The sequence below is a fragment of the Jatrophihabitans sp. genome (assembly GCF_036000465.1).
Taxonomy (GTDB): Bacteria; Actinomycetota; Actinomycetes; order Mycobacteriales; family Jatrophihabitantaceae; genus Jatrophihabitans.
The window spans coordinates 185,363-200,992 of sequence record NZ_DASYFV010000013.1 but is presented as its reverse complement, the minus strand read 5'-3'; the positions used below and the strand labels follow the sequence as shown (position 1 = coordinate 200,992).

The following is a 15,630-nucleotide window of genomic DNA, read 5'->3' as shown; positions in this document are numbered from 1 at the left end:
ACAGCTGTGAAACTCGAGCTCAGGGCGATCACCAAACGCTTCGGCTCGTTGACGGCCAACGACGCCGTCGACCTCGTCATCGAGCCCGGTGAGATCCACGGGCTGCTCGGTGAGAACGGGGCCGGCAAGTCGACGCTGATGAACGTGCTCTACGGGCTGTACCACCCGGACGAGGGCGAGATCCTCGTCGACGACGTCCCGGTGCGCTTCGGCGGCCCGGGCGACGCCATGAAGGCCGGCATCGGCATGGTGCACCAGCACTTCATGCTCATCCCGGTCTTCACCGTCACCGAGAACGTCATGCTCGGCAATGAGCAGACCGCGGGCCTCGGCTTCCTGGCCCGGCGCCGGGCGCGCCGCGCCGTCGCCGAGATCTCGCGCAAGTACAACCTCGAGGTGCCGCCGGACGCGCTGGTCGGCGACCTGCCGGTCGGCGTGCAGCAGCGCGTCGAGATCATCAAGGCGCTCAGCCGCGACGCCAAGCTGCTCGTGCTCGACGAGCCGACCGCGGTGCTCACGCCGCAGGAGACCGAGGAACTGATCACGGTGATGCGCGCGCTGCGCGACGCCGGCACCTCGATCGTCTTCATCAGTCACAAGCTGCACGAGGTGCGCGAGATCTGCGACCGCATCACCGTCATCCGGCGCGGCGCGGTCGTCGGCATCGCCGATCCGAGCGCCACGTCGAACGAGCTGGCGGCGCTCATGGTGGGGCGTCCGGTCCAGCTGGTCGTCGACAAGGAACCCGCGACCCCGGGCGACGTCGTCCTCTCGGTCAAGGACCTCTCGGTGATCAACGAGCAGGGCGTGGTGCTCGTCGATTCGGTGTCCTTCGACGTGCGCGCCGGCGAGGTCTACGCGATCGCCGGCGTGCAGGGCAACGGGCAGACCGAGATCACCGAGGCGCTCGTCGGGCTCACACTCCCGAGTGCCGGCGACATCACGATCGACGGTCGCCGCGTGACCACGATGACCACCAACGACGTGCTCGACCTCGGCGTCGGCTACGTGCCCGAGGACCGCATCCACGACGGCCTCGTCGGGTCGTTCTCGGTGGCCGAGAACCTGGTGCTCGACCGGCACGACCACGCCCCGTTCGGACGCCTCGGCCGCCTCGACCTCGACGAGATCGAGCGCAACGCCCAGCACCGGGTCGAGGAGTTCGACGTCCGCCCCCGCACCTATGCGGCGCCGGCCAACACGCTGTCCGGCGGCAACCAGCAGAAGGTCGTGCTGGCCCGCGAACTGTCCCGCCCGCTCAAGCTGCTGGTCGTCGCCCAGCCGACCCGCGGTCTCGACGTCGGTTCGATGGAGTTCGTGCACAAGCGGATCATCCGCGAGCGCGACGAGGGCACGGCGGTCGTCGTGGTGTCGACCGAGCTGGACGAGGTCATGGGTCTCGCCGACCGCATCGCGGTCATGTTCCGCGGCCGGATCGCCGGCGAGGTGCCGCCCGGCACCCCGGTCGAGCAGATCGGCATGCTGATGGCGGGATCGACGATCGAAGAAGCCCGGGCCGCGGCGCCGCTGTCGGTCGCGGTCGTCGGCGACAACGAGGTGGGTAGCACGTCATGACCGTCGCACTCGACAAGAACCCGGCCCCCGAAGGGCCGCCGGAACCGCCGAAGGACACCTCCGCCGCCCCGCGACCGGGGCTGCTGCGCCGTGCCCTCGACGGCTACCTGTACGGCAACCAGGTCGTCGTCACCGTGTTGGCGTTCTTCTGCGCGCTCGTCGTCGGGGCGGTGCTGATCGCCCTGGCCGACCAGAAGACCCGCACCGCCCTCGGCTACTTCACCGACTCGCCGGGCGACACGTTCAGTTCGGCGTGGCGGGCCATCTCGGCGGGCTACAGCGCGCTGTTCCGCGGCGCCGTTTTCGACACGAACTCGCTGTACTCCAACGGTGGCGTGGCCGTATTCGGCCCCATCTCGAACACGCTGCTCAACGCCGGGCCGCTCATCCTGGGCGGGCTCGCGGTCACCGTCGCGTTCCGCACCGGCCTGTTCAACATCGGCGTGCAGGGTCAGCTCATCATGGGTGCGATCTGCGCCGGCTACGTCGGCTTCGCGTGGCACCTGCCCAGCGGCATCCACCTGATCGTGGCCCTCGTCGCCGGCATCCTCGGCGGGGCCGTGTGGGGTGGCCTCGTCGGCGTCCTCAAGGCCCGCACCGGGGCGCACGAGGTCATCACGACGATCATGCTGAACTACGTCGCGTACTACCTGCTGGGCTACCTGCTCACCGTCAACGGCTTCCAGGCGCCCAACTCGACCGAGGCCACGACGAGCCCGATCGATTCGACGGCCCGCCTGCCACACCTGTTCGAGAGCACCCACTTCGGGCTGGTGCTGGCCCTGCTCGCCGCCGTCGGTGCGTGGTGGCTGCTCACCCGCTCGACCCTCGGCTTCAGCCTCAAGGCCATCGGCGCCAACGCCGCGGCCGCACGCACCGCGGGCATGAGCGTTGGGCGCGGCATCATCACCGCGATGGTCATCTCGGGCGCGCTCGCCGGCCTCGTGGGGTGCTCGCAGGTCCTGGGCACGCGGGGCGTCCTCACCCAGGACGTCGATGCCGGCTTCGGCTTCGACGCGATCACCGTCGCCCTGCTCGGCCGCGGGTCGGCCTACGGCACGGTGCTGGCCGGCATCCTGTTCGGTGCCTTCCGCGCCGGTGGGGTCGTCATGGGCGCGCAGACCGACACCCCGCCCGACGTCGTGTCGGTCATCGCCCCCGTCATGGTGCTGTTCATCGCCGCGCCGGCGCTCATCCGCGGGCTGTTCCGGCTGCGGGCCTCGCGGGGCGGCACCGGCGTCGGTGCCCTGGCCAAGGGATGGAACGGATGAGCACGGCAACCCCGGACGCGCCGACGACCGACGACGCGCTCGTCGTCGTCCCCGACGTCGTCGAGGTGCGCCCGTCCACCCGCAAGCGGGTCGCCACCGGGATCGGCATCGTCGTCGCCGGGTTGGTGATCTTCCTGGCCTGGGGCCTCGGCGCCCGCAACGGCGAGGCGGCCTTCCAGGTGTCGCAGTTCGGCGACCGCTGGCACGTGGCCGACCTCCGCTTCCCCGGGGGCGGCGCCGCGATGATCATCGGCGTGATTGTCGTGCTGCTCGGCGTCGGTCAGCTCGCGCGGGGCTACACCAAGTCGCAGCTGACGCTGGTCGTGGGCGTCACCGTCGGCCTGTTCGTGCTGGCCTTCCTCTGCTGGGCGGCCACCGGGTCGCCCGACCGCCCGATCAGCCTCACCGGCCTGGTGCAGAACTCGATCACCGCCTCGATCCCGTTCGTGCTCGGGGCGCTGGCCGGCATCGTGTGCGAGCGCTCCGGCGTCATCAACGTGGCCATCGAGGGGCAGATGCTGGTCGGGGCGTTCGCCGGGGCGCTGTTCGCGTCGTCGGCGCACAACCTCGGCGTCGGCATCCTGGCGGCGATGGTCGGCGGCGCGCTCATCGGCCTGCTGCTCGCGACGTTCGCGATCCGGTACCTGGTCAACCAGGTCGTGCTAGGCGTCGTGCTCAACACCTTCGCCCTCGGCCTGACGAACCTCGGCTACCACTCGATCATGGCCGGCGAGTCGAATTCGGCGAACTACAACGCCGGCGACACCCTCACACCGATCAAGATCCCGCTGCTCGGCGACCTGCCGATCGTCGGCCAGGCCCTGTTCAACGTCAACATCATCGTCTACATGACCTACGGGCTGGTCGTGCTCGTCGACGTCGGGCTGTTCCGCACCCGCTGGGGCCTGCGCACGCGGGCCGTGGGCGAGCACCCGAAGGCCGCCGACACCGTCGGCATCAACGTCACGCGCACGCGGTACCGCAACGTGCTCATCGGCGGTCTGATCGCCGGACTGGCCGGTGCCGCCCTCACCATCGGCGGCTCGGGGCAGTTCAACGGCAACATCAGTTCGGGCAAGGGCTTCATCGCGCTGGCCGCGGTCATCTTCGGACGCTGGAGCCCGCGCGGCGCCGTGGCCGCCGCGGTGCTGTTCGGGTTCACCGACCAGTTGCAGATCACGCTCGGCATCGTGGGCACCCCGGTGGCCATCCCGTCGGCGTTCTTGAGCATGCTTCCGTATGTGGCGACCGTGATCGCCGTGGCCGGGCTGGTCGGCCGCGTGCAGGCCCCCGCGGCCGACGGCCAGCCGTACACGAAGGGATGACCATGTCGAACGCGATCGACTGGCCGGCGCTGCGTCGCGCCGCGCTGGAGGCCATGGGCCGGGCGTACGCGCCGTACTCGCAGTTCCCGGTGGGGGCGGCCGCGCTCGTCGACGACGGCCGCATCGTGTCGGGCTGCAACGTCGAGAACGCCTCGTACGGCCTCGGGCTGTGCGCCGAGTGCGGGCTCGTCTCGTCGCTGCACGCGACCGGCGGCGGCAGCCTCGTCGCCTTCGCGTGCGTCGACTTCCGCGGCGAGCTGCTCATGCCGTGCGGCCGGTGCCGGCAGCTGCTGTGGGAGCACGGCGGCCCCGACCTGCTGGTCGACACCGTCGAGGGGCCCAAGCCGATGACCGAGGTCCTGCCGCTCGCCTTCGGGCGGGAGGACCTTGGGTGACGCGTCGATGAGCGAGGCGATGGATGCCGTCGATGTCATCCGGACCAAGCGTGATCACGGCACGCTGAGCGACGCGCAGATCGACTGGGTGATCGACGCCTACACGCGCGGCGTGGTGGCCGACGAGCAGATGTCGGCGCTGGCGATGGCGATCCTGCTCAACGGCATGACGCCGGCCGAGATCGCGCGCTGGACAGCCGCCATGATCGCCTCCGGTGAGCGGCTGGACCTCACGGCGATCACCCGGCCGACGGCGGACAAGCACTCCACCGGCGGTGTCGGCGACAAGATCACGCTGCCGCTGGCCCCGCTCGTGGCGGCCTGCGGGGTGGCGGTGCCGCAGCTGTCCGGCCGCGGGCTCGGGCACACCGGCGGCACGCTCGACAAGCTCGAGTCGATCCCGGGCTGGCGCGCCCGCGTGTCCAACGCCGACTTCGTCGCCCAGCTCAACTCCGTCGGCGCCGTCGTGTGCGCCGCCGGCGACGGCCTGGCCCCGGCCGACCGCAAGCTGTATGCCCTGCGCGACGTCACCGGCACGGTCGAGGCGATCCCGCTCATCGCCTCCTCGATCATGAGCAAGAAGATCGCGGAGGGGGCGGGTGTGCTCGTCCTCGACGTCAAGGTCGGCACCGGCGCGTTCATGAAGTCGGTCGAGCAGGCCCGCGAGCTCGCCGAGACCATGGTCTCGCTCGGCACGGCGCACGGGGTACGCACGGTGGCCCTGCTGACCGACATGTCGACCCCGCTGGGCCTGACCGCCGGCAACGCGCTCGAGGTGCGGGAGTCCCTCGAGGTGCTCGCCGGCGGCGGTCCGGCCGACGTCGTCGAGCTGACCCTCGCCCTCGCCCGCGAGATGCTCGCCGGCGCCGGGCGCACCGGGATCGATCCGGCCGACGCGCTGCGCGACGGCCGCGCGATGGACGTGTGGAACGCGATGATCGTGGCCCAGGGCGGCGACCCGGCGGCCGAGCTGCCGACCGCCCGCGAGACGCACGTCGTCAGCGCTCCCGCATCGGGCACGCTGACGCGGCTGGACGCGCTGGCCGTCGGGGTCGCCGCCTGGCGTCTCGGTGCCGGCCGCGCCCGCAAGGAGGACCCGGTCTCGGCCGGCGCGGGTGTGGTGATGCGGGCCAAGCCCGGCGACCCGGTCGTGCAGGGTCAGCCGCTGCTCGAGCTGCACGCCGACGATCCCGCTCGCTTCGGGCGTGCCCTCGAGGCGCTCGAGGGTGGCTACGACATCGGCGCGGAGCACGAGCCGACCGAGCTGGTCATCGACCGCCTCGCCTGACCCCCCTCGCCTGAACCCCTCGCCTGACCCCCCCTCGCTGAGTGGCGACAACGTGAGCTGAGTGGCGGGTAATTCCTCGCCACTCAGCGAAGAACTCGCCACTCAACCGGCCCGGACCGATGACGTCCGTCGGGGTCGCTACGGTGGGCACCATGCCCACTCCGCTCGACGCCGAATCCATCAAGAGGGCCCCGAAGGTCCTGCTCCACGACCACCTCGACGGTGGGCTGCGGCCGGCGACGATCATCGATCTCGCCCGCCAGATCGGCTACGACGCGCTGCCGTCGACCGACGCGGCCGAGCTGGGCGCGTGGTTCCAGGAGGCCGCCGACTCGGGTTCGCTCGAGCGCTACCTCGAGACCTTCGCGCACACGGTCGCGGTGATGCAGACCGCCGGTGGGTTGTCGCGGGTCGCGCGCGAGTGCGTCGAGGACCTCGCGGCCGACGGCGTCGTCTACGCCGAGGTGCGGTGGGCGCCCGAGCAGCACACCGAGGGCGGGCTGACGCTCGACCAGGTCGTCGAGGCCGTGTTGTCCGGCTTCCGCGAGGGCGAGTCGGTGGCCGCGGCCGCCGGCAACTCGATCCGGGTCGGCGCGATCGCCACCGCCATGCGGCACGCGGCCCGCTCGCGCGAGATCGCCGAACTGGCGGTGAAGTACCGCGACGACGGCGTGGTCGGCTTCGACATCGCCGGCGCCGAGGCCGGCTTCCCGCCGTCCCGCCACCTCGACGCCTTCGAGTACCTGCGCCGCGAGAACTTCCACTTCACCATCCACGCCGGCGAGGCGTTCGGGCTGCCGTCCATCTGGGAGGCGATCCAGTGGTGCGGCACCGACCGGCTCGGTCACGGCGTGCGCATCGTCGACGACATCACCGCCGGCGGCCGCCTCGGCCGGCTCGCCCAGTACGTCCGCGACAAGCGCATGCCGCTCGAGATGTGCCCGTCGTCCAACGTGCAGACCGGCGCCGCGACGTCGATCGCCGAGCACCCCATCGGCCTGCTCCGCCGCCTGCAGTTCCGGGTCACCGTCAACACCGACAACCGGCTGATGAGCGGCACCTCGATGTCGCGCGAGATGACGCTGCTGGCCGAGGCGTTCAACTACCAGTGGTCGGACCTGCAGTGGTTCACCATCAACGCGATGAAGAGCGCGTTCATCGGCTTCGACGAGCGCCTCGCGATCATCAACACCCGCATCAAGCCGGGCTACGCCGCGCTGAACGCGTAGCTCAGCCGAGCAGGCCGCGGGCCTGCTTGGCCTGCAGCACCAGCAGCGCCGCGGCGTCCACCTGCTGCCGGAACGTCGGGTCGCTCTGCGCCCGGGCCACGAGCGCGCCGGTCATCGTCGCGGCCTGGGTGGCGTCGACGGTGAGGACGACGTCGCCGCCGGCCGCGACGAACTGCACCGCGCGCCGGCCGACGGACAGCCCGCGCACCTGGGCGGCGTTGCCGAGGTCGTCGCTGATGACGAGGCCGCCGAAGCCGAGCTGGTGGCGCAGCAGGCCGGTGACGATCGTCGGTGAGAACGCGGCCGGGGTGCCGGGGTCGAGGCGGGCGTAGATCGCCGTCGACATCATCACGAACGGCACGTGAGCTGCGATCGCGGCGCGGAACGGCGCGAGGTACGGGTCGTCACGCGTCGTCACGTAGTCGGTCACGCCGCTGGAGAGGTCGGTGTTGCCGCGGGTGCGGCCGAGGCCGGGGAAGTGCTTGACCGTGACGTCGATGCCGGCCGCCGTCATGCCGCGCACGACGGCCATCCCGTGCGCGGTGACGGCTGCGGGCGTGCTGCCGTACTGCCGGTCGAGGTCGCCGATCGGCGGGTTCGACCCGAATCCGGCCGGGACGGTGTCGAGCACCGGCGCGAGGTTGACGTTGACGCCGGCCTGACGCAGCTGCTGGGCCCACGACAGCGCGAACTCCTGCAGCGTGGCGGGGGCGATGCCGCCCTGCTCGACCGCGCTCACGATGCGGGTGAAGCCCGGTCCCTGCAGTCGTTGAACCAGCCCACCCTCCTGGTCGGTGGCGATGAACAGCCCGACGCCGCGCGGCGCCAGCGCGCGCAGCCGCCCGGTCACGTCCTGCGTCGAGCCCATCCCCGCCGTGCTCGTGCCGTCGAGGATCACCGAGCCGACGTGCGACTGCCGGATGGCGACGACCGTGGCGTCCGGGACGCTCGTGGTCGGGCAGTCGACCATGAGCAGTTGCCCGACCCGCTCGCGCAGGCTCATGCCGGCCAGCACGCCCTCGGCGGTCGCCGGCGCCGGTGGGGACGAGGTCCGGGCCGGGCTCGTCGTCGGACGGGTCTTCGACGACGACGTCGGGACCGGGCGCGTCGAGCGAGGGGTCGATCGGGCCGACGACGAGCCCGGCACGACCGACCCGTGGCCGGACGTCGACGAGCAGGCGGCGAGCAGCAGCAGTGCTCCGGCGACAACGGGGAGGCGGCGCATGTCAGGCCCAGTCGAAGGTCTTGGTGACGGCCTTCTGCCAGTCGGCGTACAGGGCACCCCTCACGTCGTCGTCCATCGCCGGTCGCCACTCCTTGTCGGCCGACCAGTTCGCCCGGATCTCGTCGGTCGAGGACCAGAACCCGACGGCGAGCCCGGCGGCGTAGGCGGCGCCGAGCGCGGTCGTCTCGGCGACGACCGGCCGCACGACGGGGACGTCCAGGATGTCGGCCTGGAACTGCATCAGCAGCTCGTTGACGACCATGCCGCCGTCGACCTTGAGTGAGGTCAACGCGACCCCGGAGTCCGCGTTCATCGCCTCGACGACCTCACGGGTCTGGAACGCGGTGGCCTCGAGCGCGGCCCGGGCGATGTGGCCCCGGTTGACGAAGCGGGTGAGCCCGACGACCGCGCCGCGGGCGTCCGGGCGCCAATGGGGGGCGAACAGCCCGGAGAACGCCGGGACGAAGTAGGCGCCGCCGTTGTCCTCGACCGTGCGGGCCAGCGCCTCGACCTCGGCGGCGTCCTTGATGAGACCGAGGTTGTCGCGCAGCCACTGCACCAGCGACCCGGTGACCGCGATCGACCCCTCCAGCGCGTACACCGGCTCCTGCCCGGCCAGCGCGTAGCAGACGGTGGTCAGCAGGCCGTTCTCGCTGAGCACCTTCGACGTGCCGGTGTTCAGCAGCAGGAAGTTGCCGGTGCCGTAGGTGTTCTTCGCCTCGCCGACCTCGAGGCAGGCCTGCCCGAACGTGGCGGCCTGCTGGTCGCCGAGGATGCCGGCGATCGGCACGCCGGCGAGCGGACCGCGCGCCCGCACGGTGCCGTACTCCTCGGAGGACGAGCGGATCTCGGGCAGCATCGCCGTCGGCACGCCCACCTCGTCGGCGATCTCGGGAATCCAGTCGAGGGTGTCGAGATCCATCAGCATCGTGCGCGACGCGTTGGTCGGGTCGGTCACGTGCACGTGGCCGTCGGTCAGGTTCCACAGCAGCCAGCTGTCGATGGTGCCGAACGCGAGCTCGCCGCTCTCGGCCCGGGAGCGCGCCCCCTCGACGTTGTCGAGCAGCCAGCGCGCCTTCGGCCCGGCGAAGTAGGTGGCGAGCGGGAGCCCGACGCGATCACGGAAGCGGTCGGCCCCTTCGTCCCCGGCGAGGTCGTCGCAGATCTGCTGGGTGCGGGTGTCCTGCCAGACGATGGCCGGGCCGACCGGTTCGCCGGTCCTCCGGTCCCACACGACGGTCGTTTCGCGCTGGTTGGTGATGCCGATGGCCGCGACGTCGCCGGCGGTCAGCTCGGCCTGGGCCAGCGCCGCGCCCATGACGGTGCGCGTGTTCGACCAGATCTCGGTGGCGTCGTGCTCTACCCAGCCGCGCCGCGGCAGGCCCTGGCGATGCTCCATCTGCTCGACGGCCACGATCCGCGCGTCGTGGTCGAAGATGATGCAGCGGGTCGACGTCGTACCCTGGTCGATCGCCGCGACAACGCTCGGAGTGTCAGCCACGGGGTCGACCCTGCCAGGTCGATCCCGTCTGGTCGATCAGCCCTGCTGAAGTCCCAGCGGGAGTTCGTCCCACAGCCCGCGCACGAGTTCGAGCGAGCGGACGCGGTCGGCCAGGTCGTAGACCTGGGTCGTGACCATGAGTTCGTCGGCCTCGGTCTGCGCGAGCAGGCGCGCGAGCGAGGCCCGCACGGTTTCGGGAGAGCCGATCGCCTGCCCGTCGCGGCGCTGCAGCACGAACTCCTGCTCGCCCCGGCTCCACGGGTAGTCGGCGGCCTGCTCCGGGGTGGAAAGGCGGCCCGGCTTCCCCTGCCGCAGCCGCAGGAACGACAGCGCGGCCGGCAGGGCGAGCCGGTCGGCCTCGGCGTCGGTCGGCGCGCAGACCGCCTGCACGGTCACCATCGCGTAGGGCTTGGTCAGCAGGCCGCCCTCGCGGAACGAGTCGCGGTAGCGGGCGAGTGCGGGCAGCGTGTGCGCACTGCTGAAGTGGTGGGCGAACGCGAACGGCAGGCCGAGCAGCCCGGCCAGCTCGGCGCTGTACAGCGACGAGCCGAGCAGCCACAGCGGCGGCTGCAGCTCGCCCGCCGGCACCGCGACGATGCGAGCGAACGGGTGCCCGGGCGGGAAGTCGTCGGAGAGGAAGCAGGCGAGTTCGCCGAGCTGGTCGGGGAAGTCGTCGGCCCCCTGCGGCCCCGTACTGCGGCGCAGCGCCGCGGCGGTGAGCTGGTCGCTGCCCGGCGCCCGACCGAGGCCGAGGTCGATGCGGCCGGGGTGCAGCGCGGCGAGCGTGCCGAACTGCTCGGCCACCGCGAGTGGTGCGTGGTTCGGCAGCATCACGCCACCCGAGCCGACCCGGATCCGCTCGGTGGCGGCGGCGATCGCGCCGATCAGCACGGCCGGTGCCGAACTGGCGATGCCGGGCATGTTGTGGTGCTCGGCGACCCAGAACCGGGTGAAGCCCAGCTCGTCCGCGGCGCGGGCGAGATCGATGGTGTGCCGGACGGCCTCGGTGGTCGTCGCGCCCTCACCGACCGGCGCCAGATCGAGGACGGACACGGGTACGGGGTTCAGGACATCGATTTCTCGGGACTCCACGTTCTCCGACAACGCCGTCACGTGGCGCGGTGTTCCAGTAGCGTCGGATCGTGGACTTCGCCCGCCTCGACCCCGGTCACCGCGAGGCCGCGTGGCAGCGCCTGGAGAGCGACGAGTTCGACGTAGTCGTCATCGGTGGCGGGGTCACCGGCGCCGGGGCGGCCCTCGACGCCGCCACCCGCGGCCTGTCCGTCGCGCTGATCGAGGCCCGCGACTGGGCGTCGGGCACGTCGAGCCGCTCGTCCAAGCTCTTCCACGGCGGGCTGCGCTACCTCGAACAGTTCGAGTTCGGGCTGGTGCGCGAGGCGCTGCGCGAGCGCGAGCTGATGACCACGCGGCTCGCCCCGCACCTGGTCAAGCCCGTCCCGTTCCTGTACCCGCTGACCCACCGCGGGTGGGAGCGTCCCTACGTCGCGGCCGGGCTGGCGCTCTACGACACGATCGGCGGGCACAGCAGCGTCCCCGGCCAGAAGCACCTGTCGCGCCGGGCCGCGCTGCGCATGTTCCCCGGTCTCAAGGACGACGCGTTCGTCGGCGCCGTGCGCTACTACGACGCGCAGGCCGACGACGCCCGGCACACGCTGACGGTCGCCCGCACCGCCGCCCGCTACGGTGCCGTGGTCCGCTCCTCGACCGAGGCGGTCGGCTTCGTCCGCGAGTCCGACCGGGTCGTCGGTGTGCGGCTGCGCGATGCCGAGGACGGCCGGGAGACCAGCGTCGCCGCCGGCGTGGTGCTCAACTGCACCGGCGTCTGGACCGACGAGATCCAGGCGCTGTCGGGTGGCCGCGGGCGGTTCCGCGTGCGCGCCTCGAAGGGCGTGCACATCGTCGTGGCCCGCGAGCGGATCACCGGCGACACCGGGCTGATCCTGCGCACACCGACGTCCGTGCTGTTCGTGATCCCGTGGAAGAACCACTGGCTGATCGGGACGACCGACACCGACTGGAACCTCGACCTCGCGCACCCGGCCGCGACCAAGTCCGACATCGACTACCTGCTCGACACGGTCAACGAGGTGCTGGTGTCGCCGCTGACGCCGGCCGACATCTCCGGCGTGTACGCCGGGCTGCGGCCGCTGCTGGCGGGGGAGTCGGAGGAGACGTCGGCGCTCTCGCGCGAGCACGCGGTGGCCCGCGTGGTGCCCGGCCTGATCTCCATCGCCGGCGGCAAGTACACGACGTACCGCGTGATGGCGGCCGACGCCGTCGACGCCGGTGCCGACGAGCTGCTCAAGCGGGTGGCGCCGTCGTGCACCGACAAGGTGCCGCTGCTCGGCGCCGACGGCTTCTTCGCGATGCAGAACCAGGTCGAGGCGCTCGCTGCCGAGTACGGCCTGCACCCGCATCGCATCCGGCACCTGCTGGACCGCTACGGATCGCTGCTGCGCGACGTCCTGCGCCCCGGGCTGACCGACGCCGCGCTGCTCGAGACGGTGCCCGAGGCGCCGGACTACCTGATGGCCGAGATCCGCTACGCGGTCACCGACGAGGGCGCCCTGCACCTCGAGGACGTGCTCACCCGTCGCACCCGCATCTCGATCGAGTACCCGCACCGCGGGGTCGACTGCGCGCCCGCGGTGGCCGGCCTGGTCGCCGACCTCCTCGGCTGGGACGACACGATGCGCACGTCCGAGATCGTGAACTACACCGCCCGCGTCGAGGCCGAGCGCGCCTCGCAGTCACGCCTCGACGATCAGGCGGCCGATCAGGTGCGCACGGCCGCGCCCCAGGTGCGGCGCTACCTGCGGGCCGACGTCAGTCCTGGACGTCGAAGCACGTCCTGACCTCGTCGACGAGGGTGTTCCAGTCGTCCTTGTCGATCGACGATCCGTCCAGGACGTCGGTGTCGGCTTCGAGACCGCAGAAGATCGCGAGCTCGCGGACGAGGTCGGCGCCGCGCTCGGAGGGCTTGCGCAGGTCGAAGCGTCCGCTCGCCTCGGGGGTGAACGCGTCGTCGTCGAGGTCCTTGAGCTCGCTCCACCACTCGAGCTTGACGAGCCGGTGGCCCTTGGCGTCGCGGCAGTAGCGGGCGAGGTCGGCGACCTCGGTGAACACGACGACGTTGTCGTCGGGCTCGCCCAGGAAGACGGTCTCGGTGTCGTCGCCCTCGGCGTCGGGGGCGACATCGCCGCGGACGGTCAGCAGCGTGGCGTCGGAGAAGCGCAGCTCGATCGGCTCGGCGCCCACGCGCTGCCAGATCGAGTCGTCGCCGTCGAACTCGGCGACGGTGAAGTCGCCGACCCACTCCAGCCAGTCGTCGACGCGCTTGATCGCGCGCTCCCACGAGTCGGCGATGGTGTCGCCGAGCTCGTTCCAGCGCTTGCGACCGTCCTTGCCCTGGTAGGTGTTCTCCTCGTCGACGAGCTCGGCGTAGGCCGGGGTGCCCTCGACGAGCCGGCGCAGCGCGCCGTCGTCGCAGCAGTCGGCGATCTTGCCGACCATGTCGACGACGTCGGCCAGGGCCGAGACGTGCACCGGGTCGGGCTCGCCGCTGGCCCACTCGTAGACCATGTCGAGGTCGTACTGGTCCTCGGCGCCCGGACGCAGCTGATCCGGCGTCGCCTTCAGCACCTGGCCCCACCCGGGGTGGTCGGAGAGGTCGTTCTCCTCGCCCGACGCGATGAACGCCGCGAGGTCGGCGACGTTCGGGTAGAGCAGGATCTTCTTCCCGTCGCCGAGGAAGCCCTGCCACTCCTCGCCGTCCTCGTCCTCCCACGGCGGGGCCCACAGGGTCAGGCCGGTGCGGTCGTTGACCGTCAGGGTGATCGGGACGATGGCCGCGCTCGAACTCGTCATGGCGCAGAACTTACCGGGCGCGGTCGGATGCGAGATTGTCGGACGGCGCGGGCACCATGCCCGGTATGAGCGAATCGCGCACCACCGTTCCAGGCAGCAACCGTCCGGAGATCGCGGCCGGCGAGGTCACCGGTCCGGTCGACCCGGGCACGCCGGTCGAGATCACGCTGGTGCTCCGCCGCCGGGCCGAGCCGCCGGCCGAGGCGTTCGGCGGGCCGCCGCTGACCCGTGCGCAGCTGGCCGAGGGGTACGGCGGCGACCCGGCCGACCTCGACGCCGTGCGCGCGGCGGTCACCGCCGCCGGGGCCGAGATCGTCTCGGCCGATCTCGCCACCCGCCTGGTCCGGGTGCGCGGCCCGGTCGGCCGCCTGAGCGAGCTGTTCGGCACGTCGCTGCACCAGGCGGCGCCCGGCGTCGGCGGCACCCGCCGCCGCGGCGGCGAGCTCACCGTCCCGCCCGCGCTGGCCGGTGTCCTGGTCGGGGTGCTCGGGCTCGACGACCGCCCGCAGGCCGAGGGGCGCTTCCGCATCGCGGGCCCCAATGCCGCGCCCGGGTCGAGCTTCACGCCGGTCCAGCTGGCGGCCGCATACAACTTCCCCGCCGGCGACGGCGCGGGCCAGACGATCGCGATCATCGAGCTCGGCGGCGGGTTCGGCCCGAGCGACCTCACCTCCTACTTCGGCGGCCTCGGCCTGCCGGTGCCGTCGGTGACCGCGGTGAGCGTCGACGGCGCGCAGAACGCGGCCGGCCAGGATCCGCAGGGGGCCGACGGCGAGGTGCTGCTCGACATCGAGGTCGCCGGCGCCGTCGCACCGGCCGCGAAGCAGCTCGTCTACTTCGCGCCCAACACCGACGCCGGCTTCGTCGACGCGATCACCCAGGCCGCGCACGCCGCTCTGGCGCCCACCGCGATGAGCATCAGCTGGGGCCAGAGCGAGGATCAGTGGAGCGCGCAGTCGCGCACCGCCATGGACAACGCGATGGCCGACGCGGTGCTGCTCGGTGTCACCGTCACGGCCGCCGCGGGCGACAGCGGCTCGTCCGACTCCACCAGCTCGACCCCCGGCGCCCATGTCGACTTCCCCGCCTCCAGCCCGCACGCGCTCGCCTGCGGCGGCACGTCGCTGCAGGTCGGCTCGGGCGGCGCGGTGACGAGCGAGTCGGTCTGGAACGACGGCCCCGGCGGCGGCGCGACCGGCGGCGGCGTCAGCGACACCTTCCCGGTGCCCGCGTGGCAGGCCGGCGCCGGCGTGCCGGCCCGAGCCGGCGGCGGCTCCGGACGCGGCGTGCCCGATGTCGCCGGCGACGCCGACCCGCAGACCGGCTACCAGGTGCTGGTCGACGGCCAGGCGACCGTGATCGGCGGCACCAGCGCCGTCTCGCCGCTCTGGGCCGGTCTGGTCTGCCGTCTCGCGCAGTCCCTCGGCCGTCCGCTCGGCCTGCTCCAGCCCGCGATCTACGCCGCCGCCGCACCGGGCACCTCACCCGCCGGTTTTCGCGACATCACCCAGGGCGGCAACGGCGCCTACTCGGCCGCTCCGGGCTGGGACCCCTGTACCGGCGTCGGCGTCCCCGACGGCCAGGCCCTCCTCGCCGCCCTCCGGTCTGCTGCCCCCAACACTGCGCCGCCGCCCGCCGCGGCAACTGGCTGAGACTGTCGGTGGCTGCTCCGCGCAGCCGTGGAGGTCTGCTGGCGTACACGCAACGGGGGTCCGGCCTCGGCCGTGGGGGCCTGCTGGCGTGCGCGCATCGGGGTGCCGGCCTCGGCCGTGGTGGCCTGCTGGCGTGCGCGCATCGGGGTTCCGTCTCGGCCGTGGTGGCCTGCTGGCGTGGAGGCAACGCGAGGATCGGCCCGGCTGGAGCGCGTGATGCGTACTCGCCAGCAGGCCACCGCGGGCGGCGGAGGTGGTCGCCCGGGCGGTGGCGGGGTTAT

General features: G+C 72.3%; 12 protein-coding genes. 8 read left to right on the top strand and 4 right to left on the bottom strand.

Annotated elements, in window-relative coordinates; genetic code table 11:
- The first annotated feature begins 6 nt into the window (after nt 1-6).
- The 6 genes from VGN18_RS05350 (at nt 7) to VGN18_RS05325 (ending at nt 7,083) form a co-directional block, all read left to right on the top strand.
- Nucleotides 7-1,575, top strand: a complete 1,569-nt coding sequence (locus VGN18_RS05350) for an ABC transporter ATP-binding protein (protein ID WP_327538617.1) — start codon at nt 7-9, stop codon at nt 1,573-1,575.
- Nucleotides 1,572-2,846 (top strand): ABC transporter permease, encoded by a 1,275-nt coding sequence (locus tag VGN18_RS05345; RefSeq protein ID WP_327538616.1) that lies wholly within the window; start codon nt 1,572-1,574, stop codon nt 2,844-2,846. Before VGN18_RS05350 ends, VGN18_RS05345 begins: the two co-directional genes overlap by 4 nt.
- Entirely contained in the window at nt 2,843-4,171 is a 1,329-nt protein-coding gene (locus VGN18_RS05340; RefSeq protein ID WP_327538615.1) for an ABC transporter permease, read from the top strand. The genes VGN18_RS05345 and VGN18_RS05340 overlap by 4 nt, the downstream gene beginning before the upstream one ends.
- Before the next feature lie 2 nt (nt 4,172-4,173).
- Complete coding sequence (locus tag VGN18_RS05335) at nt 4,174-4,566, top strand: cytidine deaminase (RefSeq protein WP_327538614.1); 393 nt, start codon at nt 4,174-4,176, stop codon at nt 4,564-4,566.
- A 19-nt stretch (nt 4,567-4,585) separates the two neighbouring features.
- A complete protein-coding gene (locus tag VGN18_RS05330; RefSeq protein ID WP_327538613.1) occupies nt 4,586-5,854 on the top strand; it encodes a thymidine phosphorylase in 1,269 nt (422 codons plus the stop codon).
- A gap of 152 nt (nt 5,855-6,006) precedes the next feature.
- Nucleotides 6,007-7,083, top strand: coding sequence for an adenosine deaminase (locus VGN18_RS05325; protein WP_327538612.1), 1,077 nt, complete (start codon nt 6,007-6,009; stop codon nt 7,081-7,083).
- A 1-nt stretch (nt 7,084) separates the two neighbouring features.
- On the opposite strand, the gene VGN18_RS05320 is transcribed toward VGN18_RS05325, so the two are convergent.
- Genes VGN18_RS05320 through VGN18_RS05310 form a run of 3 tightly spaced genes read right to left on the bottom strand, consistent with a single transcriptional unit; the run spans nt 7,085 to nt 10,862 of the window.
- Complete coding sequence (locus VGN18_RS05320; RefSeq protein WP_327538611.1) at nt 7,085-8,308, bottom strand: glycoside hydrolase family 3 N-terminal domain-containing protein; 1,224 nt, start codon at nt 8,306-8,308, stop codon at nt 7,085-7,087.
- Between the two features lies 1 nt (nt 8,309).
- Nucleotides 8,310-9,809 carry a glycerol kinase GlpK gene (gene glpK, locus VGN18_RS05315; RefSeq protein ID WP_327538610.1) on the bottom strand — a complete coding sequence of 500 codons (1,500 nt, stop codon included), beginning with the start codon at nt 9,807-9,809 and terminating at the stop codon, nt 8,310-8,312.
- A 36-nt stretch (nt 9,810-9,845) separates the two neighbouring features.
- On the bottom strand, nt 9,846-10,862 hold the full coding sequence (locus VGN18_RS05310; RefSeq protein WP_327538609.1) for an LLM class flavin-dependent oxidoreductase: 1,017 nt from the start codon (nt 10,860-10,862) through the stop codon (nt 9,846-9,848).
- Nucleotides 10,863-10,951: 89 nt separating this feature from the next.
- Here VGN18_RS05310 and VGN18_RS05305 point away from each other — a divergent pair, with 89 nt between their 5' ends.
- Nucleotides 10,952-12,685 (top strand): glycerol-3-phosphate dehydrogenase/oxidase, encoded by a 1,734-nt coding sequence (locus VGN18_RS05305; RefSeq protein ID WP_327538608.1) that lies wholly within the window; start codon nt 10,952-10,954, stop codon nt 12,683-12,685.
- On the opposite strand, the gene VGN18_RS05300 is transcribed toward VGN18_RS05305, so the two are convergent.
- Entirely contained in the window at nt 12,657-13,697 is a 1,041-nt protein-coding gene (locus tag VGN18_RS05300; protein WP_327538607.1) for a hypothetical protein, read from the bottom strand. The genes VGN18_RS05305 and VGN18_RS05300 overlap by 29 nt on opposite strands.
- Nucleotides 13,698-13,762: 65 nt before the next feature.
- Between VGN18_RS05300 and VGN18_RS05295 the strand changes: the two genes are divergently transcribed.
- Nucleotides 13,763-15,349, top strand: coding sequence for a S53 family peptidase (locus VGN18_RS05295; protein WP_327538606.1), 1,587 nt, complete (start codon nt 13,763-13,765; stop codon nt 15,347-15,349).
- Nucleotides 15,350-15,630: the final 281 nt, after the last annotated feature.

Coding starts and splice junctions, on each gene's coding strand:
- VGN18_RS05345 (WP_327538616.1), top strand. CDS start 1,572: ATGACCGTCGCACTCGACAAGAACCCGGCCCCCGAAGGGCCGCCGGAA.
- VGN18_RS05340 (WP_327538615.1), top strand. CDS start 2,843: ATGAGCACGGCAACCCCGGACGCGCCGACGACCGACGACGCGCTCGTC.
- VGN18_RS05335 (WP_327538614.1), top strand. CDS start 4,174: ATGTCGAACGCGATCGACTGGCCGGCGCTGCGTCGCGCCGCGCTGGAG.
- VGN18_RS05330 (WP_327538613.1), top strand. CDS start 4,586: ATGGATGCCGTCGATGTCATCCGGACCAAGCGTGATCACGGCACGCTG.
- VGN18_RS05325 (WP_327538612.1), top strand. CDS start 6,007: ATGCCCACTCCGCTCGACGCCGAATCCATCAAGAGGGCCCCGAAGGTC.
- VGN18_RS05320 (WP_327538611.1), bottom strand. CDS start 8,308: ATGCGCCGCCTCCCCGTTGTCGCCGGAGCACTGCTGCTGCTCGCCGCC.
- VGN18_RS05300 (WP_327538607.1), bottom strand. CDS start 13,697: ATGACGAGTTCGAGCGCGGCCATCGTCCCGATCACCCTGACGGTCAAC.
- VGN18_RS05295 (WP_327538606.1), top strand. CDS start 13,763: ATGAGCGAATCGCGCACCACCGTTCCAGGCAGCAACCGTCCGGAGATC.